Consider the following 20,646-nt stretch of genomic DNA (forward strand, 5'->3'; position numbering starts at 1 on the left):
AATCTATTTAATGACTTTGCAGAGACTTAAGCAGATTCAGGTGAATTGGTGACGCAGGCAGCCACAAATGCCTGCTAATTGTAAATCATAGGAGAAGCAAAATGAAAAGAAATGCCTTGCAATTGGCAGTAATCGGAGCACTGAGCATGACATCTGCATCGGTTTTTGCCGCTTTTGTCACCTTACCTTCTGCGGGCTCACCAGTTGCTGCCGGATTCAACTATTCTGGCTCCCCAGCTGGTACTACGGCCTATGTTCAATGCAATACAACTGGTGATTTGGGTTCCACTCCTACGACTCCGCCTAGTAGCTCCAGTGACGCTTGCGCAGTATTTCCTGCCAATGAGACTACTGCTCCTGAAACAGGATTTACTCTTGTCACTGCTGCTAATAGGCCTATTACCGTCAACAATACTTATACCGGTGGTGTAAATAAGACTGTGGGAAATATACAGGAATATGTCTGGCGTAATACAGCAAAAACTGAATGCATTTATGGTATGAAAGCTGTCATGACAGCATCTGCAAGTGCTGACTATTTGCCGGCATCTGGCACACAATATTTTGAGATCAATGATATTGCACGCGGTGGTTTCAGCGGTCGCCCTGTAGCAGTCGCCTATTATGTGCCATCTCTGACAGCTGAAGTGTTATTTCGTGCTGGTTTGACTTTTACCTCAGTCCAGCATCGAACTCCTCCAGAGTTTGCTGAGCTACCATTAACCACCCCAGCTCACTCATCTCCACAGCCATCTATCGTTGGAGTGGATGCTTTTCCTCTATCTACTGTGCCAACTGCAGCACAGCAGTCCGCTGCGATTGATGGAAATTGGGTGAATTTTACTACGGACGTCAATATTCAAGATGATGATGGTAGTTCAAAAGCCCACTCCAGTGTGCTGTATGTGAAAACCACATGTGATAGCAGCGCACCTGTTGCTGTACCTGAAGCAATTAGAGTTCGTCAATCATTTCAGGAAACAAATGGAGATGGTGTTTCTGCAAACCGTTTTATCGAAGTAGCTATACCAGGGTTTGTACCACCTGGAGGCAGTGTAGCACCAGCACATACTAATCCATTCTAAAAAAACGTATTTTTTAGACGTCATGAATAAGGGTTCAGTAAAGGTAATTGAATTTATTGCTGAACCTTTATTTAGATTACTGCGTAACTTTTTTAAGTTAATGAATTGAGGAGTAATAAAAATGGCTATAAAAGTTTTAGGTTCTACAGAGACTTCCTATACCGGAAATAATGAATCAGATCTTATTATCGGCAATGATCTGGGTAACTTCATTGATGGAGGTGAGGGAAACAATCTGATTATTGGTGGTGCAGGAGACGATATTATTCTCACCGGTGATGGTAATGACATTATTTTTGGTGGTAATGGCAATGATGTCATTAATGCTGGTAATGGTAATAACATCATCTTCGGCGGTGGAGGTAATGACAATATTTTTGCTGGCTCCGGTAACGACATCATCTTTGGTGGTGATGGTGATGATGTTATTTTTGGTGGTGATGGCGATGACATCCTGCATGGTGGTGACGGTGCTGATTACATTGAAGGTCAAGGCAGCACATTTGGCAATGAAACTGTAAATGGTAATCTTTACTTTGTCACAACGGATGATGCTCTGATCGGTGGCAGTGGTAACGATACTTTCAGAATCACTACCACGCTCGAATCCGAAGGCAATGTTTTCATTGAAGCAGGTGTTTCCGGTTTGGATAATTCTGGAAATGCAGCACGCTATATCAATGTTTCTGAGCTTGAGGGCGAAGAAGAAGAGGAAGAGGACGAAGAGGAAGAAGAACTCATTGTTTATGACACTGCGACCGGGGAGTGGGAGGAAATTGAAGACCAGGAAATGTCGGAAGAAATTGAAACCGATGTTCGCCTGGATATCCAGACCCGCCCTGGTTCCAGTGCTATCAGCACTTATGCCACTACTATTGCTGGCTACAATGCAGTTGATACTCTGGAGTTCGCAGTGTCAGGAGACTTTTCTGAGAATCTCCATTTCAAAGGCATCGAGCGCATTGAGCTTGCCAGTGGGGTCAATATCACTCTTTCCGCTGAGCAGCTTGAAGCCAATGGCGAATCCTTGAGCCTTGGCTTCCTTAACCCTGGTACGCATATTTATGGCGTGGCTGGCGGCGATACTGAGTCTGTCACTATCAAGCTGGAGTTTGATGAAGTCGAGTTTGAGCCAGATGAAGATATCGTGGGTGCTCAGGAAGTTGAGTATGACGCGGCTGGCATTGAGTTTGATGATTTCTCTGTAGCTGAGTTGTTCCACAATGTCGATATCATCTATGACGCTACTGATGGTGAGGAAGGCAGCTATGTGCGCATTGACGGTGCCAATGAAACTGATGGCGCGCGTGAGATCGTACTTGGCAGCGATGGCGTGGATTATGTCACTGCCCGCCTGGGTGATGATGTAGTTTACGGCAACGGCGGCAATGATTTGCTGGTTGGTCATGGCGGCGCTGATTACCTGGATGGCGGCGAAGGTGATGATATCTTCCTGATCGGCGGTTTTGGCAGCGGTGTGCAAGGCACTACTTCCAAGGCTGATGATGGCAACGCTGAGTGGATTGCGACTGGTGCGAAGCATGATGTGATTGTGGGTGGTGAAGGTACTGACACCCTACGCATTACGACTGGCATTGGCGCCAACACGCAGGCTGCTGGCACTGTGCTGCTGAACGATGACAATTTCCAGGAAATGGAAGTGGTTCAGGTTGGCGGTACGGTTGGTCGCCTGAATGTGGAAAATACGGCATTGCAGTTGCTGAATGACCACTACTACTTTGACGCCAACGGCACTGTGGCTGACCTTTCCAATTCCCGAGGCAACAACGGCGGCACGATCGACAATGTAGTGATTGATGCTTCCGGCGTCACTGCCAATGGCCTGACCTTTGAGGGTAACGGCAACACCCAGACTTTCATTGGCACTTCACAGGATGACCGTTTCATTGGCAATGGCGGCAATGACACGCTGACTGGCGGCCTGGGTTCCGATACGTTTGTGTTCGGCAAGGTGTGGACTCAGGTTGTCACTGGTGACGACGATGAGGTGCAGACCTATGTCAATACTGCTTTTGATCTCACTGGTGTGGATACCATCACTGATTTTGAAAGTGGCGTGGACAAGATTGAGCTGAACACTGACCAGTTCTCTTCCCTGGCTGGGTTCAATGCCGGCAATCTGGTGATTGGCTCTGCTGCTGCGGATGCTGATGATTACCTGATCTTCGATAGCAGCACCAACACCTTGTTGTATGACGCTGATGGCAATGGCGCGGGTGAGGCTGTGGAGATTGCTGTATTGACTGGTGTTACTTCCATTACTGCCGCCGATATCGTGGTGGTGTAACTGTATGGCCGGGCTGGAATTTCTCCAGCCCGGAGTTTTTTGTACCAGGAAATACTGCAGGAATTACTGTTAGTGACGATACACAATCCTTCCCTCATACTGAAGAAAGCCTTAATGGGCCTTGCGCCACATTATCGCAAGGTGGCTTTCTTCGGTTTTTTTACCAACCTGATGGTGTTGGCTCCCTCCTGGTATATGCTGGAAGTGTATGACCGGGTGATTTTCAGCCGCAATACCAATACGCTGCTGATGCTGACCGTGATGGTGGTGTTTATTTACCTGATTATGGAAAGCCTGGAACGGGTGCGCCGCAGTATGTTGCAGCAATCCGCCGCCGAGCTTGACCAATCCCTGAATTCCAAGTTATTCAACGCTGCCTTTGCCGCCCGGCTTAATGCCGCTGATTTCCCGGCGCAGCGTGTGTTTACCGATTATCGCAGCCTGCGGGAGATGCTAGCCTCCCCTGCCCTGATCGGCATGATGGATATTCCGTTTATCCTGATTTTCATTATTGCGATTTTCCTGATTCATAGCAGCCTGGGTTACCTGACATTAGGTGGATTGGTGATCCAGACTGTTATTGCCAGCCTGAACCAGATGCGGGTGCAGCCTGCGTTGCAGGAGGCTAACCAGCATGCGCTGGCTGCCCAGCGTTATTTTGGCAATATCCAGCAATATGCCGAAGTGGTACGGGCCATGGGCATGCAGGCTGCACTGGAAACCCGCTGGCAGGACAAGCAGCAGGGTTTTCTTGACCACCAGGCGCAGGCTTCGGAAATTGCAGGCAAATATGCAGCTTATTCCAAGTTTCTGCAGATTACGCAGACGTCCATGGTGCTGGGTCTGGGCTGTTATCTTGCCATCAACCAGTCGCTGGTCAATGGCGCTGCGATGATGATTGTGGCTTCCATCCTGGCGGCACGCGTGCTTGCACCTTTCAGCCAGTTTATTGCGCAGTGGCGCAACCTTGCCAATGCATTGCAGGCTTATGAGCGCCTGAGCGATTTGCTGGAGCAGCACCCTGCTGCGCAGCCGGGCATGGAACTGCCTGCCCCGAGCGGACAGATCACGGTGGAAAACCTGAGTTATGCGCTTGCTGACAATCCACGTGAGCCTTTGCTGCGCAATATGCAGTTTCGTGTGGCACCGGGGGAAGTGCTGCTGGTGACCGGGCCTTCCGCTTCCGGCAAAACCACCCTGTCAAAAGCGCTTGTGGGCCTGTTGCAGCCCAGCACGGGCAAAGTGCGGCTGGATGGCGTGGATGTGTACCAGTGGGACAAGGAAGAACTGGGGCAGCACCTGGGCTATCTGCCACAGGAGATTGAATTGCTGGATGGCACGATTGCGGAAAATATCTGCCGCTTCGGGACACCGGATGTCGAGCAACTCCAGGCCGTGATTGAGCTGCTGAAACTGCAAGCATGGATATCCACGCTGCCAGATGGGCTTGAAACCCGTATCGGGCATGAAGGCCACCTGCTTTCCGGCGGTCGCAGGCAACTGGTCGGGCTGGCACGCGCACTTTATGGCAAACCGGCGATTGTGGTGCTGGACGAGCCGAATGCGAATCTGGATGAAGCCAGCGAACAACGCTTGCAGCAGGCTGTGTATCAGCTCAAGACACAAAACACTACCTTCGTCATTATCAGCCACCTGCAAGGCATCAAGGAAATTGCCGACACCATGATGGTGATGTCGAAAGGCCAGATATTGCGCTATGGCAAGCCGGATGAAGTCATTGCTTCATTGCAACAGGCAAGCAAGGAAGCCAGGAGGAAGGTGTGATGGGGATGATGAATCAGGTGGATATATTGAGCCGAACCCGTTATGACAGCGCCATATTGCCACGCCGCCTTTCGCTTGCCAGCGAGTTACTTTCCTTTGCTTCGCCAAAGCAAAGTAACCAAAGTAAAAGCGACCCCGATTGCCTGGCCGGGAACGTGTTCCCGGTTCCCTGCGGTGCTCGCTTTGTCCGGGCACTGGCTGAACTCGCTACGCTCAAACAGACGCCAGCGCTTGATCCGGCCCAACCTGCGCTACTCGGCGCAGTCAGACGGGGGGAAGGTCAAGGGCGGTGTGGAGGGAAGCAATTAAGGTTGCTTCCACTTCCTCTGTCATTCCGGGTTGTGAGCCGAAATCTTGTGGCGCTCAGCCGTAGGCTGTTGGGCGAAATGTTAGATCAAGTTTGTGGTGACAACGGTTTGTTGGGACCGGGGCATTCTGTATCACTTGCTCAATCACGTCGTTCCAGTCCTGAGTCAGAATCTTTGTTCGCGGAGAAAGGCAATCGCCATCCTCTGATCCCAATCCGATATTCCAGTGCCACATTGCCGCGTCGCTTTTCGCTTGTCAGCAAGTTACTTTCCTTTGTTTCGCCAAAGCAAAGTAACCAAGGTAAAGGCGCTCCCGATTGCCTGGCCGGGAACGTGTTCCCGGTTCCCTGTATTGCTCGCTTTGTCCAGGCACTAGCTGAACTCGCGTCGCTCAGACAGACGCCAGTGCTTGATCCGGCCAAACCTGCGCTACTCGGCGTAGCCAGACGGGGGGAAGGTCAAGGGCTGTGCCGTAGGTTGTTGGATGAGATATCAGATCAAGTTTGTGGTGACGCCCTACTCTTGTCATTCCAGACCTTGACCATTAATGCTTTTGTTCCGGTCTTGAGCCGGGACGGCAGTGTGTGGAGGTTGGCATGAAAAGCGTGCTTCCTTCTTCATTGCGAGGCTATCTGGCGTTGTTCAAGCCGGAGGTGCGGGCGATTGCGGTGTTCAGCATGGTGACGAATGTGTTGATGCTGGCCCCTACTCTTTACTTGTTGCAGTTGTATGACCGGGTGATGCTGAGCCGTAGTGAGATGACGTTGCTGGCGGTGACGTTGATTACGGTGTTCCTGTTCATGGTGATGGCGTTTGCTGATTGGGTACGTTCCCTGGTGGCGATCAGGGCCGGAGTGCGTTTTGACCGGCAGCTGACAAGCCGCCTGTTTGCGCTGGGCTTGACGAAAACCGGGCCGGCGTTTGAGGGTGCGCAGCAGGCTATGCAGGATTTGACGTTTATCCGCCAGTTTGTCACCAGCAATGGGTTGTTCGCTTTCTTCGACTTGCCATGGACACTGCTTTATATCGCGGTGCTGTTTATTCTCAGCCCGGTGTTGGGGATGCTGGCGGTTGTGCTGTGTGTGGTGCAGTTTGGGCTGGCCTTGTGGAGCCAGCGTTCCAGCACGCCGGTGATCAAGCAGGTGGCAGAGGCACGCCAGCATGGGATGCAGTTCCTGAACAGTAAGTTGCGTAATATCGAAACACTGCATGTGCTTGGCATGCTGCCGCAACTGCGGCAGCGCTGGCTGGCTGTGCAATCGCGCTGGCATGCGCTTGAAGCGGTGGCTGGTCAGGTACAGAGCCGCCACCAGCAGATCAACAAGTTTGCGCGCTATACCATGCAATCCGGCATGTTGGGTGTAGCGGCTTTGCTGGCGATCAAGGGAGACATTTCCATTGGTGCCATGATTGCTTCCAATGTGCTGATTGCCCGCGCTTTGCAGCCATTTGACGTGATTGTGAGCACCTGGAAGCAGTTTGTGCAGGCCAGGGAATCTGCCGGGAATATCGACCAGATGTTAGCGGCAGCGCAGGAATCGGAACCTGTTGCAGCGGCGGACCAATTTAAGGGTGTGGTTCCTGCTTCTGTCACGCTGACCCTGGACCAGGTGAAAGTATCAGGAAACAAGGGGCAGGCATTATTGCAGCCGTTGAGCCTGAAAATTTTCCCAGGGGAAATTCTGGGGGTGCTGGGTGCATCTGGCTCTGGCAAGACTACGCTGGTGCGTTGCCTGGTGAATGTATGTGATGGTCGCCAGGGCGATATCCTGGTGAATGAGGTGCCGCTGGAGCAGATTCCTGCGGAAACATATGCTACTTCTGTGGGCTACCTGCCGCAGGAAGTGGCGTTGCTGGAAGGCAGTATTGCCGAGAATATTGCCCGTTTCACACAACCGATTCCCGAAAAAGTGATCCAGGCGGCACAGGCCGCGGGCATTCATGAGGCTATCCTGCGCCTGCCCAGGGGTTATGACACCAGGATTACTCCCGAAGCGCCAGTGCTGTCAGGCGGGCAGCGCCAACTGGTGGGACTGGCGCGCGCCATTTACCAGCAGCCGGGCCTGATTGTGCTGGATGAGCCGAATTCACATCTCGATGACCAAGGCGAGGCCAGCTTGATTACTGCCCTGCTCCTGTTGAAGAACCTGGGCAAGACTATCGTGATCGTTTCGCATCGCACACATATTCTCAAGATTACTGACAAGTTACTGGTGCTGGATCAGGGCGCTGTGGCCTGCCACGGTTTCCGCGACCAGGTGCTGGCGACACTGAAACGCACCAGGCAGGCGCAGGCAAGCAAGGTGGCATAAGGAAGAAACGCATGAATTTACCTGTAGAAACGGCATTGCTGGACACTGCCAAACGTGAAAATGCCCAAGAGCATACCCATGGGGCAACCCGGGTCGGGCTGGGAATTCTCCTGCTGGGGTTTGGCGGCTTCCTGGCCTGGGCGGCATTCGCACCGCTGGATGAAGGTGTGCCGACTGATGGCGTGGTGACGGTCGAGGGCAGGCACAAGACTGTGCAGCACCCGACTGGTGGGATTATCAAGCAGCTGCTGGTGCGTGACGGGCAGACGGTGCAGGCTGGCGATGTGTTGTTCACGCTGGATGAAACTGCCAGCAAGGCGCGGTTTGATGAAGTCAGGCAGCGTTATATGGGCCTATTGGCGCAGGAAAGCCGCCTGATGGCAGAGAAAGCTGGTGCTGCCAGCATCCATTTTGATCATGCCCTGCTTGAGCAGCAAAGCGATCCTTATATCCAGCAGCTGATGCTGAACCAATCGCAGTTGCTGCGCGCCCGGCAGCAGGCTTTCCGTGCGGATGTGGAGGCAATGCGCGAATCCATCCAGGGCCAGGAGGCGTTGATCGAGGGTTACCAGGGTGTATCAGGCAGTTACCAGGCACAGCTGGAGCTGCTCACGCAGCAGCTTGACGGCATCAGGCAGCTGGTGAGTGAGGGTTATGCCCCGCGCAACCAGCAGAATGAGCTTGAGCAGAAACTGGCGCAGACCCACGGCTTGATTGCCAGCAACAACTCCAGCATCCTGCGCAGCCGCAAGGCGATTCTTGAATTGCAACAACGCATCACCGCGCGTGAGCAGACCGAGAAAAAAGAGATTGATACCGAGATGGCGCAGGTGAAGCTGGCGGTGCAGGCCGATGCGGAGAAATACAAACCCTTGTGGGATGAACTGCAGAGAATCCGCGTGACTGCACCAGTGGGCGGACAGGTGGTGGGTCTGCAGGTGCATACCATAGGTGCAGTGATCCAGCCCGGACAGAAAATCATGGACATTGTGCCGGTGGATGAACCGCTGATTCTTGACGCCCGCATTCCACCGCACCTGATCGACAAGATTCATGTTGAGCAGGATGCTGATGTGCGTTTTTCCAGTTTTTCCAATACGCCGCAGCTCTTGCTGGAAGGCAAGGTCAAGACGGTTTCCAGTGATTTGCTGACTGACCCAGCCAATGGCGGACAAGCGCCTGTCAGTTATTACCTGGCGCGTGTCACCATCACCGAGGATGGTATGCAGAAGCTGGGCAACCGCCGCTTGCAGCCCGGCATGCCGGTGCAGGTGGTGATTCGTACGGGTGAGCGTACCCTGCTCACCTACCTGATGCATCCGCTGGTCAAGCGCATCGCTGCTTCGATGAAGGAAGAGTGAGGAAGCCAAATGAACAAATATGGTTACCGCACACTATTGCGCCATGTCATCTGTGGCGGGTTGCTGGTCAGCGCCAGCCTGCCTTTGCAGGCGGCAGAAACCCTGCTCAGCTTGTATGAAAAAGCGTTGCAGTACGATGCCCAGTACAAGGCTGCCGAAGCGATGACTGACGCAGAGCGCGAGGAAATCAACAAGAGCCGCGCCCTGTTCATGCCACGGGTGCAGTTTGGCGCCAGTGTGGGCCACGGTGTGACAGACCGCACGACGCAAACCAACCCTGGTTCCGTGAATACGCATCTCAACTACGATATCCATAACTACGCACTGAGCCTGCGGCAGCCGCTGTTCAATAAAGAAAGCATTGCCACCTATCGTGGCGCGGAAGCCAGCATACAGAGTAAGGAAGCCTTGTTGCTGAAGGAAAATGCCACGCTGATCAGCCGTATTGCAGGCAGTTATTTTGAAGCCTTGTATGCGCAGGAAAAGGTTGAAGTGTTGCGCAGCAATATCGAGGCCACGACCCAGCAACGCGACCAGGCGCAGCAGCGTTACGACCATGGCGAAGGCACCATCACTGAAATCAATGAGGCGCAGGCCAATCTGGAGCTGGCGCAGGCGGAATTGATTACCACGGAAAATTCGCTGGCTGCGTTCAAACAGACCCTGGGCAATATGACAGGTATCACGGTAGACGAGATTGCGCCGTTGGCGGCAGAGCAACTACCTGCCAGTGTGCCGGATTCGGACGACATGGAGTTCTGGCTGCAGCAGGCATTGAGCAACAATCCTGAAATCACGGCGGCACGCTTGTCTGTCGAGGTGGCGCGGCAGAATGTGGAAAAAAAGCGTGCCGGGCACTTCCCTACCCTTGACCTGGTTGGCGTGCGTTCCTATAGCGAAAATGACAGCAATAACACGCTGGGATCGCGGTTCGATACTACAACGCTGGCGTTGCAGTTCAACATGCCGCTGTTTTCCGGCGGTTTTACCAGCGCCAGTGTGCGGCAGGCATACAAGCAGGTGGATGCTGCGGAAGAGCAGCTCAACTACCGCACACGCGATATTGAGGCCAATACGCGGAAATACCTAAAAAGCATACGCAGCGGCATACAGGCCATGTCTGCCTACCGCCAGGCGGTGAAGTCCAGCGAGATTGCGCTGGAAGGCACGCAAAAAGGCTTCAGTGCCGGGACACGCACCAATATCGAGGTGTTGAATGCCCAGCAGAAGCTATCCCGCAGCCGCCTGGAGTTGAGCCGCGTCCAGTATGTGCTGCTCAACGATATCATCAACCTCAGGCAGGCAGCAGGCATGCTCAACGAAGCCCAGCTGCAGGCTCTGAACCAGTATTTCCAGACGGATTGATATGCTGAAACTCGCTGCTTTTTCCACATCCGCGCCGAGTATCAGGCACAAGCTGCGTGCCGGGCTGGGCATCGTGGGAATGTGCGCCCTGGCTGCGCATGCTGCCGGTTTTGAGCCATTGCCCGCCTCTGGCGTGAAGCTGGAAAACGGTGACAGTGCTTATATGCTGTGCAATGCCAGTGGCAAGTTTGACCCTGCCAGCCGCTATGGGATTCCAAGCAAGCCAACTCCTGATAGCCATAATACCTGCGCGCTATTTACCGCGAACGGGATTGTTGCGCCATTGCCTAGCTTCACCCTGGTCAGGCATGCCAGCCGCCAGGTGGTGATGAACCATGCACTGACCGGGAATACAGACAAGAAGGTTGCCAGCGTGACTGACCTGGTCTGGCGCAACGCTGAGGCTGGCGAGTGCATTTTCGGCACGCAGGTGCTGACGCTTTCCAGTGCAGATGCAGATTACAACACACAGACACCCGGCAAGCAGTTCCTGCGCGTTACGGATATTGCCAGAGGTGGGTTTGCCGGACAGGACATTGCCGTGGCCTATGCTGTCCATGCCTCGAAAGCTGACCCGATTTACCGCGTCGGGCGTAGTTTTACTTCTGTGCAATATTACAAACGTAGTGGCTACCAGCGCCAGCCGTTGATCGAGTCTGCATTTACCGGCGCAATCAATGGAGTGGAAACAGCAAAGTCCGCACTGCCTGCCGCCGCACAGCAATCGGCAGCGCTGAATGACAACTGGGTCGATTTCACGACGCTGGTCGGGCTGCCGAAGCGCCCTGCCTCACCCATGACTTATATAAAAACCCGCTGCGAACAGGATGCCATTGTGGAACTGGATGATGCCATCCGCCTGCGTCAGACGGCTGCCCCTTTTATTGAACTCAGTGTGCCGGGATTTGCATTGCCCGGAGCCACGCTGGACGTTACATCACAACCCTGAGGAGATATCCATGTCCATTTTTATGCCTAGAACCACCGTATCCACATCTCCTGCCCCTCACCTACCGCGCAAGCTGCGCAGGAATGCAGGTTTTACCCTGCTGGAGTTGCTGGTTGTCATGGTAATCATTGGCCTGCTGGCCGGTTATGTCGGCCCCAAGTATTTTGCCCAGATTGGCAAATCGGAAGTGAAAACTGCCAAGGCGCAGATTGATGCATTGGGGAAGGCGCTGGATCAATACCGGCTGGATACCGGGCACTACCCGGCTACGGAACAGGGATTGCAGGCGCTGAATATTGCGCCTGCAGACGAGCCGAACTGGCAAGGCCCTTACCTGCAGAAAACCCTGCCGCAGGATCCTTGGAGCAAACCTTATCAATATGTCTCTCCCGGCGAGCATGGCGATTATGACTTGTGGTCGTTTGGCAAGGATGGTCAGCCCGGCGGTACTGCCGAGTCGGCAGATATCGTGAGCTGGTAGCCATCAACGGGGGGAGCAACACGCTCATGAAATTTGAGTTGAAAGTGGCACGCGGCGCGGAAGTGCAATCGCTGGTGCTGGAAGCCAGCGATGGGCTGGAAGCGCAATTGCAGGCAGAAGCCCAGGGTTACAGTGTGCTTGGCCTGAAACGCCTGGGAAATGCCGGGTTTGGCTGGCGACGCAAATCCAGGTTCAATCTGATGCTGTTCAGTCAGGAGCTTTTGTCCCTGCTGGATTCCGGCCTGAGCCTGGTGGAAGCCATTGAGGCGCTGGCTGAAAAGGAAGGCCAGGCAGAATCGCGCACCTTGCTCAAGCAAGTGCTGGCGTTGCTGTATGAGGGCTTGCCGCTTTCCAGTGCATTGGAAAAATTTCCTGCTATTTTCCCGCCGTTGTATGTGGCCTTGATCCGCAGCAGCGAACGTACCGGCGACATGGTGCAGGCATTGGGCAGGCATGTGACTTACCAGGGACAGCTGGATGCTGTGAAAAAGAAGGTCACTACGGCTTCCATCTACCCGGTGCTGCTGATTGTGGTGGGCGGTCTGGTGATGCTGTTCCTGCTGGGATACGTGGTGCCCCGTTTCAGCGCGATCTATGAAAGTGCCGGTGACAACCTGCCATGGATGTCCCAGTTGCTGCTGGATTGGGGACGTATGCTGCATGACCATGGAGAAGCTGCCCTGCTGCTCTTTCTCTGTATCGCCGGGCTGCTGGGTTTTGTGCTCAGCCGACCGCTGGTGCGCAGTGCCTTGATACAGCAGCTCTGGAAGATTCCCGCCTTGGGAGAAACCATGCGCATTTACCAGCTGGCACGATTCTACCGCACGCTGGGCATGCTGCTGCAGGGCGGTATTCCACTTGTTACCGGCATGCAGATGGTGTCTTCCCTGCTGCAACCTGCACTACGGCACCAGTTACAACTGGCGGAGCATGCTATTCGTGAAGGCAAGCCGCTTTCTGGCGCGATGGAGGAATACGGCATGACCACTTCGATTGCCCTGCGCATGCTGCGCGTAGGCGAACGCACCGGGCGCATGGGGGAAATGATGGAGCGTATCGGCAGTTTCTATGATGAGGAAATCGCGCGTGCTGTGGATTGGTTCACGCGCCTGCTGGAACCGTTGCTGATGGTGGTCATCGGCCTGATTATCGGCGTGGTGGTCGTACTCATGTATATGCCGATTTTTGACCTGGCCGGGAGTATTCAATGAACCAGCCCATGGAACATATCCCTGTGCTTTCCGAGCACCATGACCTCAGCCTTGCCCTGGTGCAGCAGGCGCGTACCCTGGCTCAGCAGGGACAGCAGCCGTTGCTGGATGTGCTGGAGGAAGTCTCTGGGCTGGATGCAGACGCTTTTGTGCAGGCGCTGGGGAAGCTCATGCATTATCCGGTGCTTGGCATCCTGCAACTGCACGCGATGCAGCCGGATTTCCAGCGCCTGACATTTGCTGAAGCCAGCAAGCATGAGTGCGTTGCGCTGCGGGATGCGGATGGCAGGCTGTGCATGGTGTATGCCAATCCGTTTGACGCCCGCCTCTACAGCCGCATGACGCAGTTGATGCACGAGCCTGCCACCTGGCATATTGCCCATCGCAAGGATATTGCCGCTTTCCTTTCCCGTTTTGAGGAAAGCATGCGGGCCATGGATGGCCTGCTTCCCGAGCATGCCGAACATGAATCCGGCCAGTCTGGCATTGAGGATATTTCCCTGCGGTCGATTGCGGAAGACACTTCCCCGGTGGTGAAGCTGGTGCGATCCACTCTCTACGATGCGCTCAAGGCTGGCGCCAGCGATATACACATGGAGACGGACAACCTGGGGTTGTCCATCAAGTATCGTATTGATGGCGTACTGAGCCATGTGGGCAGCATTCATGGCGTCATGCAGGCGGAACAGGCCATTTCACGCATCAAGGTCATGTCCGAGCTGGATATCGCCGAGCGCCGCGTGCCGCAGGATGGTCGCTTCAAGGTGATGGCAATGGGCCGTGAGGTAGACATGCGCGTCTCCATCATGCCCAGCGTGTTCGGCGAGGATGCCGTGCTGCGTATCCTCGACCGCAAGGCGCTTTCAGACCAGGCGCAGGGATTGAGCCTGGATGTGCTTGGGTTTGAGGCCGACATCATGGCGCGTTTCCGCCTGCTGGCGGAAGAGCCTTATGGCATGCTGCTGGTCACCGGGCCAACGGGTAGCGGCAAGACAACCACGCTGTATGGCGCCATCTCTGAAATCAACAATGGCCAGGACAAGATCATCACGATTGAGGATCCGGTCGAATACCAGTTGCCTGGCGTGCTGCAAATTCCAGTCAACGAGAAAAAAGGCCTGACCTTCGCGCGCGGCCTGCGCTCCATCCTGCGGCATGACCCGGACAAGATCATGGTTGGTGAAATCCGCGACCCGGAAACTGCTCAGATTGCCGTGCAATCGGCCCTGACGGGCCACCTGGTGCTGACCACGGTGCATGCCAACAATGTGTTTGACGTGATCGGCCGATTTACCAATATGCAGGTCGATCCCTACAGTTTTGTCTCTGCCATCAACGGCATCATGGCGCAGCGGCTGGTACGCACGATCTGCCCGCATTGTGCCACTGATGACGTGCCAGACCCTGCCCTGCTTGCCAAATCCGGCATTACGCCCGAAGCCGCGCCTGCATACCGGTTCCGTATCGGGCAAGGCTGTGGGCAGTGTCATGGCACCGGCTACAAGGGCCGTAAGGCAGTGGCGGAGCTACTGGTATTCAATGACCTGATCCGGGAGCTGATTGTGACCAGGGAGCCTGTGCGCAAGGTCAAGGAGGCAGCGCGTGAAAATGGCACGCGCACCATGCGCGAGGCGGCGCTGGATATGGTGAAGCGTGGTGAAACTACTTTGCAGGAGATTAATCGTGTTACCTCGCTGGTTTAAATGGAGACCTAGTCACTGGGCAAGACCGTGGCAGGACGAGCTGCGTATCTTGGTTCAGCCGCACAGCCTCATCCTGCTCAGGATGAAGCGTCATCTGGGCCGCAAAATGGTGGATTATGAGGAGGTGCGGATCAATGAGGTTTCGGGTGCAGGCTTGAATCCTTCTGATGATAGCAGCCAGCTTCCCGTTCAGTCTGAGCGCGGCAACGATGCCAAGTCAATTATCGCGGCGCTGCATAAACAGTTGCAATCCAGGCGCTGGCAAGGATGTCGGCCGCGCGTTGCTATATCCAACCAGTTGATGCATTACGTAGTAGTGCCGTGGAATGCGGCGCTCGGTGGGCGCGAAGAGCAGGATGCCTTCATCCGGCATGGTTTTACGCAGACATATGGCGATTGCGTGCGCGGCTGGGATATCCGCTCAACCCCGCCAAAATATGGCGTGACAAGGCTTGCCAGCGCCATTGACCAGGATTTCCTGCAGGCATTGCGTGAGACATTCCGGCAGGCCGGCATGCCGGTGCGCCATATCCACCCTCACCTGATGATGGCAATCAATATGCTGCGCCAGCAGTTGGGCAAACACACGATCACGGACTCCTTCAGTTTTGTCATGCTGGAACACCAGCAGTTGGTGATTGCCCTGATCCGGCAGGGGCAATGGCTGAGCCTGCAGAGTTATGCCGCCGAGCATGCACTGGAAGAACAGTTGCAGGCATTGCTGGGGCGGGAGGCCATTATTGCCGGGGTGGATAACAGCCAGTGGCCTGTGGTGTTCTATACCACCACAAGGACAGAGAAGGTTTCCCTGCCCGGCTACAAGGTTTACAACCTCCTGCATCATGCCCAACTGCATCACGGGCTGGAGGCATGGCACTGATGCTACCTGAGGTTTCCATCAATCATGCTTCAACCAGCTCAAGCCACCAGCGCCTGGGGATATGTCTGTTGCTGCTGGGATTGCTCAGCGCCATAGCCCTGCTGGTGTGGATGCACCAGCAGGATACAGCTCGCCAGCAGTTGGAAGGCGAAATGCAGCGCATGCAGGCACCTACCAGCACCGTCAGGCTATCTCCGAAAGAGAGTCAGTTACAGCAGCAGGAAATGGCGGCGGTGCGGGCTGCCATCAATGATCTTGCCCTGCCTTGGCAATCACTGTTCATGACCCTGGAAAACATTCCGGCAAGTGATATCAGGATTGCGGCGATTGAACCCAATGCCAGGCTGGGGAAATTGAAACTGACCGCGAATGCTGCCGATATTGTGCAGATGTTCGCCTATGTCAACGCCCTTTCCGAGCAAGATATTTTCAGTGATGTCGTGCTGGTTTCCCATGAATACCACCCTGGACAGGACATGCCTGTGCAGTTTGTCGTGGAAGCTATATGGGGTAATCAATAATGAAAAATTACATTAACTTAATCAAATATCATATTAATTTTATTGAAAATAAAGGAAAATGTGGATTATTACTCACCATCATCTGCCTAGTGGCCGCCCTGGGTATAGGCTGGCCCCAGGCTAAAGCCTTGCAACAGCTGGAACTTGAAACCGCTGCGATGAAGCGCAGCAGCAATGGCTTGCCCAGGCAACAGCTTGCACCTTCCCCACAAGTTGCGCTGAAAGCCTTTTACCAGATGCTGCCTGCAGAACAGGAAGCCACCCTGCTTCTCAACCAGATGCTGGATATTGCCGAACAACACCAGTTGATTCCTGAGAAAGTGGATTACGTGCGGAACCGCCAATCGACAGCGCAGTTTTCACGCTACCAGCTCAACCTGCCGTTGAAGGGGCATTACCCGGATATCCGTCATTTCATTGCCGACATCATGGTGGCATTCCCCAGCATTGCATTGAGCGAAATCACGCTCAAACGGGATGAGACACAGGGCGACCAGGTTGAGGCCAGGCTGAAACTCACACTGTATCTGCACAAGGACGGACAATGAAAAGCACACCAAGACAATGGCTGCTATGGGCGGCCTTGCTCACCACGCTGGGTGCCACACTCTGGCTGGCAATCAGTGACGATGACGATACGAATGCAATACAGGTGTCCCCTCCACATTCTTCCCCTGCCCGCGTACCGCAACCACGGGCCGCAGCGGCAGATGTCAAGGTGGCAGGATCGGGTTCCCTGGATATGGCACGCCTACAGCGCAACCCTTGGCCTGACAGCAAAAGCGATTTATTCAGCAGCGGACAGCCTGCATCCCTGATGAGTGCCCAGGAAGCTGCTGCGATGCCACAGCCAGTGATGGAGGTTCCGCCTGTGCCATTCACTTATGCCGGCAGGATTGAGGATCACGGCGAATTGAGCGTGTTCCTTGCCATGGGTGACAAAAATTTGAGCGTCAAAGTCGGTGACGTGATCGGTGACTGGAAAGTCAGGGAGATTACGTCAAGCCGCATGATGCTGACTTACCAACCATTACGCGTGGATGTGCCATTGATGATCGGAGAACACAATTGAACGCAAGCATGAAATTCAGCGTGGCACTGCTGGCCACTACTCTTACCGCCTGCTCTGGAACCGGGGTACGGCAAAGCCAGGGCGATATGGAGTTCCAGCAAGTCCGGGCCATGATCAATGACGGGCAGGTGGATGCCGGGATGACACGTCTAAGGCAATTGCTTAATACATTTCCTGACAACCCTGAATACCGCAATTACCTGAAACAGCAGCAGGACCTCCAGCTGACCACCCTGCTGCGGGAAGCTGACCAACTCAAGCAGCAGAAACGCTGGGGTGAGGCTGATGTGGCCTATCGGCGGGTACTGGAGCTTGACGGGCAGAACCAGCGGGCATTGAACGGTATTGAGCAGATGCGCACTGCCAGCACGCACGATGCCATGTTGCGGCAGGCTGAAGATATGCTGGGCAGGCAGGACTGGGAAGGCGCGCAGAACCTGGCCCGCGCTGTGCTCGCAGAAGATGCCAGCAACCCTGGTGCACGCGCATTGTTTGAGCAGATCGAGCAGAAGCGCATGGACAAGATGCTGAACCCGCCACACCTGCGTGCAGAGTTCAAGCGCCCCATTTCCCTGGAATTCAAGGAGGTAGCGATCAAGTCCGTGTTTGAATTCATCTCCCAGGCAGCGGCCATCAATTTCACCTATGACCAGGAGCTGCGCGGCGATCAGCATACCAGCGTTTTCCTGCGTAACACCCCGATCGAAGAAGCCATTGATGTGATCCTGACCAGCAACCAGCTGGGCAAGAAAGTACTTAACGACAATACCCTGCTGATCTATCCACTGAGCCGCAGCCAGGAGTATCAGGAAACGTTTGTTCGCAGCTTCTACCTCAGTAATACCGATGCCAAGAAGCTCATGAATATGATCAAGACTGTGGTCAAAACAAAGGATATCTATATTGACGAGAAGCTGAATACCCTGGTGATGCGGGATACGCCGGAAGCGATCCGTATTGCGGAGAAGCTCATCCAGTCACAGGATATGGCCGAACCGGAGGTGATGCTGGAGGTTGAGGTGCTGGAAATCAATCGCCGCAGCCTGGAGAATATCGGTATCCGCTATCCCACCAATGCCAGTATCGGCGTGCAGGGGCGGAGTACGGTCAATGGCACAACCACACTGACTCCCGGCTCCCTCACCATCAATGAGCTCAAGCACTTCAATTCCAACCTGGGTGTGTTCAGTATCAGCGATCCTGTGCTGGCATTAAACCTGTTGCAGCAGGATACCGATACCAATCTGCTTGCCAATCCGCATATCCGGGTCAAGAACCGTGAAAAAGCCAAGATTCATGTGGGAGACCGTATCCCGGTATTGACCAGTGTGGCCAACTCCACCGGCTTTGTGTCGCAGACAGTGAACTATATCGAAGTCGGCATCAAGCTGGACGTGGAGCCCACTATCCTGCTGCGCGACGAGGTTTCCATCAAGATCGGCCTGGAAGTCAGCAACCAGACCGACCGCATGACGACCAGTTCCGGCACCGTGACTTACACTATAGGCACCCGTAATGCGAGCACTATCTTGAGGCTCAGAGATGGTGAAACCCAGATTCTCGCAGGCTTGCTGCGCGACGATGAGCAGAAAGTCTCCAACCGGGTTCCTGGCCTGGGAAACCTGCCACTGATCGGCAAGCTGTTTTCTGACCGCAACAATGACCACAGCAAGAAGGAAATTGCCTTGCTGATCACGCCGCGCATCATTCATAACCTGACACCTGCAGATGCCGTCTACACGACTTTCCCGGCAGGCGTGGATCGCAGCACACCAACGAGACCTGGCCGCGATAATGCAGCCATGGCTGGACAGTCCGCCGCACCTGCTCCTGCAAGGTCGGCGCAGGAGGTTCAAGCGGAACGCGCTGAGGCTGACCGCTCGTTCGCCGGTTCCGTGATGCGCACCATGGATGATATTTCCAGTCCGGATGAAGCAAGATGAAGCAGTCAGGCTTCACCTTGATCGAGTTGATGGTCGCGCTGGTGTTACTGGCGCTGATCCTTGGCTCGGCTGCGCCGGTGATGCAGGTGACTGCAAAACGCGCCAAGGAACAGGAACTGAAACGGAATTTGTGGCAGATACGCGATGCCATTGATGCCTATAAAAAAGCGGTCGAGGATGGCGTGATCAGGAAAATCCCGGGGCAATCCGGCTATCCCCCCAATCTGCAAATACTGGTACAGGGTGTCGAGAACCCGAGGGACCCCAAGAAACGTAAGATTTACTTTCTGCGCAGTATCCCTCGTGACCCGTTTGCGACGGATGCTGAACTTTCCAATGAGGAAAGCTGGGGAAAACGCAGCTATGCCAGCTCATTTGAGGAGCCTGCTGCAGGCGAGGATGTCTACGATGTGTATTCACTTTCCAGTGATACAGGCCTTAACAAACAACCTTATAAAGAGTGGTAGGTATGCATTATAATAATATGAAAAATAAAGGATTTACCCTCATTGAAATCCTGGTGGTACTTGCCATTATTGCCACTTTGCTAAGTATAGTGACGCCGCGCTACTTTGCCAGTATTGACCACGCGCGGGAGAGCACGCTCAAATATGATCTGGTCATCATGCGGGAGGCGATTGACAAGTTCTACAGTGATACCGGACGTTATCCTGATGAGCTATATGACCTGGTGGACAATAAGTACCTGCGCTCCATTCCCCAGGACCCAATCACGGAAAGCACCGATACCTGGGTCTTGCTGCCTCCTGCAGACAGCAACCTGCCCGGGCAAATCTATGATATCCGCAGCGGATCGACCGGCATTGCTGCTGATGGAAGTTATTATGAAGAGTGGTAACCGACAATGCGGCATGGTGCTGATGGGAGTGCTGCTGCTCATTATCCTCATGGGGCTAGGAATGGCTGTCGCAGGAAACCGCTGGAGTGACATGCAACGCCGCGAGCGTGAGCAGGAGCTGCTCAAGGTCGGCGATACCATACGTAAGGCCATCGGCAATTACTACAACCTCTCTCCCGGCATGGTGAAGCAGTTTCCACCAACTTTGAATGCGTTGCTGAAAGATGAACGCTTCCCGGTTCCGCAACGCCACTTGCGCAAGCTTTATACCGACCCTGTGACCCAGAGGCCGGGATGGGGACTGCTCTACGCCCCCAGTGGCGGGATCATGGGGGTTTACAGTTTATCTGGGGCGCATCCTTTCAAGACAAGGAATTTCCCCCCGCCCTACCAGGATTTTGAAAAGAAGAAAGCCTATATCGACTGGGTATTTGCCTATCTACCCGAAACTGACAATAGTGTTGTCAGTTATGATTAGGCAAGCGTTGCACGATTAACCAGCG

The 20,646-nt window shown here is 54.3% G+C and carries 18 protein-coding genes; all 18 read left to right on the forward strand.

Features of this window, described 5'->3' with window-relative positions; genetic code table 11:
- Nucleotides 1–101 precede the first annotated feature (101 nt).
- The 18 genes from CHB59_RS06740 (at nucleotide 102) to CHB59_RS06830 (ending at nucleotide 20,621) form a co-directional block, all read left to right on the forward strand.
- The gene (locus tag CHB59_RS06740) at nucleotides 102–1,085 is read left to right on the forward strand and encodes a hypothetical protein (protein WP_245835079.1); all 984 of its coding nucleotides are present in this window, start codon (nucleotides 102–104) and stop codon (nucleotides 1,083–1,085) included.
- Between the two features lie 121 nt (nucleotides 1,086–1,206).
- Nucleotides 1,207–3,393 carry a calcium-binding protein gene (locus CHB59_RS11875; RefSeq protein WP_089375476.1) on the forward strand — a complete coding sequence of 729 codons (2,187 nt, stop codon included), beginning with the start codon at nucleotides 1,207–1,209 and terminating at the stop codon, nucleotides 3,391–3,393.
- A 114-nt stretch (nucleotides 3,394–3,507) separates the two neighbouring features.
- Nucleotides 3,508–5,178 (forward strand): type I secretion system permease/ATPase, encoded by a 1,671-nt coding sequence (locus CHB59_RS06750; RefSeq protein ID WP_089375616.1) that lies wholly within the window; start codon nucleotides 3,508–3,510, stop codon nucleotides 5,176–5,178.
- 904 nt (nucleotides 5,179–6,082) lie between these two features.
- Nucleotides 6,083–7,798, forward strand: a complete 1,716-nt coding sequence (locus CHB59_RS06760) for a type I secretion system permease/ATPase (RefSeq protein WP_089375478.1) — start codon at nucleotides 6,083–6,085, stop codon at nucleotides 7,796–7,798.
- An 11-nt stretch (nucleotides 7,799–7,809) separates the two neighbouring features.
- Entirely contained in the window at nucleotides 7,810–9,159 is a 1,350-nt protein-coding gene (locus CHB59_RS06765) for an HlyD family type I secretion periplasmic adaptor subunit (protein ID WP_089375479.1), read from the forward strand.
- Between the two features lie 9 nt (nucleotides 9,160–9,168).
- The gene (locus CHB59_RS06770) at nucleotides 9,169–10,524 is read left to right on the forward strand and encodes a TolC family outer membrane protein (RefSeq protein ID WP_179212098.1); all 1,356 of its coding nucleotides are present in this window, start codon (nucleotides 9,169–9,171) and stop codon (nucleotides 10,522–10,524) included.
- Nucleotide 10,525: 1 nt separating this feature from the next.
- Complete coding sequence (locus CHB59_RS06775; RefSeq protein ID WP_089375480.1) at nucleotides 10,526–11,473, forward strand: hypothetical protein; 948 nt, start codon at nucleotides 10,526–10,528, stop codon at nucleotides 11,471–11,473.
- Nucleotides 11,474–11,495: 22 nt separating this feature from the next.
- A complete protein-coding gene (gene gspG / locus CHB59_RS06780) occupies nucleotides 11,496–11,954 on the forward strand; it encodes a type II secretion system major pseudopilin GspG (RefSeq protein WP_089375618.1) in 459 nt (152 codons plus the stop codon).
- Nucleotides 11,955–11,980: 26 nt separating this feature from the next.
- Nucleotides 11,981–13,165, forward strand: coding sequence for a type II secretion system F family protein (locus CHB59_RS06785; protein ID WP_089375481.1), 1,185 nt, complete (start codon nucleotides 11,981–11,983; stop codon nucleotides 13,163–13,165).
- A complete protein-coding gene (locus tag CHB59_RS06790; protein ID WP_089375482.1) occupies nucleotides 13,162–14,868 on the forward strand; it encodes a GspE/PulE family protein in 1,707 nt (568 codons plus the stop codon). Before CHB59_RS06785 ends, CHB59_RS06790 begins: the two co-directional genes overlap by 4 nt.
- Nucleotides 14,849–15,748 carry a hypothetical protein gene (locus CHB59_RS06795; RefSeq protein WP_143738698.1) on the forward strand — a complete coding sequence of 300 codons (900 nt, stop codon included), beginning with the start codon at nucleotides 14,849–14,851 and terminating at the stop codon, nucleotides 15,746–15,748. Before CHB59_RS06790 ends, CHB59_RS06795 begins: the two co-directional genes overlap by 20 nt.
- A complete protein-coding gene (locus tag CHB59_RS06800) occupies nucleotides 15,739–16,269 on the forward strand; it encodes a hypothetical protein (protein ID WP_089375484.1) in 531 nt (176 codons plus the stop codon). Before CHB59_RS06795 ends, CHB59_RS06800 begins: the two co-directional genes overlap by 10 nt.
- A 128-nt stretch (nucleotides 16,270–16,397) precedes the next feature.
- The gene (gene pilO / locus CHB59_RS06805; protein WP_245835080.1) at nucleotides 16,398–16,817 is read left to right on the forward strand and encodes a type 4a pilus biogenesis protein PilO; all 420 of its coding nucleotides are present in this window, start codon (nucleotides 16,398–16,400) and stop codon (nucleotides 16,815–16,817) included.
- Entirely contained in the window at nucleotides 16,814–17,341 is a 528-nt protein-coding gene (locus tag CHB59_RS06810; protein WP_089375486.1) for a hypothetical protein, read from the forward strand. The genes pilO and CHB59_RS06810 overlap by 4 nt, the downstream gene beginning before the upstream one ends.
- Nucleotides 17,342–17,349: 8 nt before the next feature.
- Nucleotides 17,350–19,284 (forward strand): secretin N-terminal domain-containing protein, encoded by a 1,935-nt coding sequence (locus CHB59_RS06815; protein ID WP_089375487.1) that lies wholly within the window; start codon nucleotides 17,350–17,352, stop codon nucleotides 19,282–19,284.
- Nucleotides 19,281–19,751, forward strand: a complete 471-nt coding sequence (locus CHB59_RS06820; RefSeq protein ID WP_089375488.1) for a type II secretion system protein — start codon at nucleotides 19,281–19,283, stop codon at nucleotides 19,749–19,751. The genes CHB59_RS06815 and CHB59_RS06820 overlap by 4 nt, the downstream gene beginning before the upstream one ends.
- A 17-nt stretch (nucleotides 19,752–19,768) precedes the next feature.
- Nucleotides 19,769–20,143 carry a type II secretion system protein gene (locus tag CHB59_RS06825; RefSeq protein ID WP_089375619.1) on the forward strand — a complete coding sequence of 125 codons (375 nt, stop codon included), beginning with the start codon at nucleotides 19,769–19,771 and terminating at the stop codon, nucleotides 20,141–20,143.
- On the forward strand, nucleotides 20,130–20,621 hold the full coding sequence (locus CHB59_RS06830; protein ID WP_089375489.1) for a secretion system X pseudopilin PulG-like protein: 492 nt from the start codon (nucleotides 20,130–20,132) through the stop codon (nucleotides 20,619–20,621). Before CHB59_RS06825 ends, CHB59_RS06830 begins: the two co-directional genes overlap by 14 nt.
- Nucleotides 20,622–20,646 lie beyond the last annotated feature (25 nt).

Source organism: Methylobacillus rhizosphaerae (assembly GCF_900187985.1).
Taxonomy (GTDB): domain Bacteria; phylum Pseudomonadota; class Gammaproteobacteria; order Burkholderiales; family Methylophilaceae; genus Methylobacillus; species Methylobacillus rhizosphaerae.

Excerpts from the sequence above, each read along its gene's own strand:
- CHB59_RS06740 (WP_245835079.1), top strand. The coding sequence starts at position 102 with ATGAAAAGAAATGCCTTGCAATTGGCAGTAATCGGAGCACTGAGCATG.
- CHB59_RS11875 (WP_089375476.1), top strand. The coding sequence starts at position 1,207 with ATGGCTATAAAAGTTTTAGGTTCTACAGAGACTTCCTATACCGGAAAT.
- CHB59_RS06750 (WP_089375616.1), top strand. The coding sequence starts at position 3,508 with ATGGGCCTTGCGCCACATTATCGCAAGGTGGCTTTCTTCGGTTTTTTT.
- CHB59_RS06760 (WP_089375478.1), top strand. The coding sequence starts at position 6,083 with ATGAAAAGCGTGCTTCCTTCTTCATTGCGAGGCTATCTGGCGTTGTTC.
- CHB59_RS06765 (WP_089375479.1), top strand. The coding sequence starts at position 7,810 with ATGAATTTACCTGTAGAAACGGCATTGCTGGACACTGCCAAACGTGAA.
- CHB59_RS06770 (WP_179212098.1), top strand. The coding sequence starts at position 9,169 with ATGAACAAATATGGTTACCGCACACTATTGCGCCATGTCATCTGTGGC.
- CHB59_RS06775 (WP_089375480.1), top strand. The coding sequence starts at position 10,526 with ATGCTGAAACTCGCTGCTTTTTCCACATCCGCGCCGAGTATCAGGCAC.
- gspG (WP_089375618.1), top strand. The coding sequence starts at position 11,496 with ATGCCTAGAACCACCGTATCCACATCTCCTGCCCCTCACCTACCGCGC.
- CHB59_RS06785 (WP_089375481.1), top strand. The coding sequence starts at position 11,981 with ATGAAATTTGAGTTGAAAGTGGCACGCGGCGCGGAAGTGCAATCGCTG.
- CHB59_RS06790 (WP_089375482.1), top strand. The coding sequence starts at position 13,162 with ATGAACCAGCCCATGGAACATATCCCTGTGCTTTCCGAGCACCATGAC.
- CHB59_RS06800 (WP_089375484.1), top strand. The coding sequence starts at position 15,739 with ATGGCACTGATGCTACCTGAGGTTTCCATCAATCATGCTTCAACCAGC.
- CHB59_RS06810 (WP_089375486.1), top strand. The coding sequence starts at position 16,814 with ATGAAAAGCACACCAAGACAATGGCTGCTATGGGCGGCCTTGCTCACC.
- CHB59_RS06815 (WP_089375487.1), top strand. The coding sequence starts at position 17,350 with ATGAAATTCAGCGTGGCACTGCTGGCCACTACTCTTACCGCCTGCTCT.
- CHB59_RS06820 (WP_089375488.1), top strand. The coding sequence starts at position 19,281 with ATGAAGCAGTCAGGCTTCACCTTGATCGAGTTGATGGTCGCGCTGGTG.
- CHB59_RS06825 (WP_089375619.1), top strand. The coding sequence starts at position 19,769 with ATGAAAAATAAAGGATTTACCCTCATTGAAATCCTGGTGGTACTTGCC.
- CHB59_RS06830 (WP_089375489.1), top strand. The coding sequence starts at position 20,130 with ATGAAGAGTGGTAACCGACAATGCGGCATGGTGCTGATGGGAGTGCTG.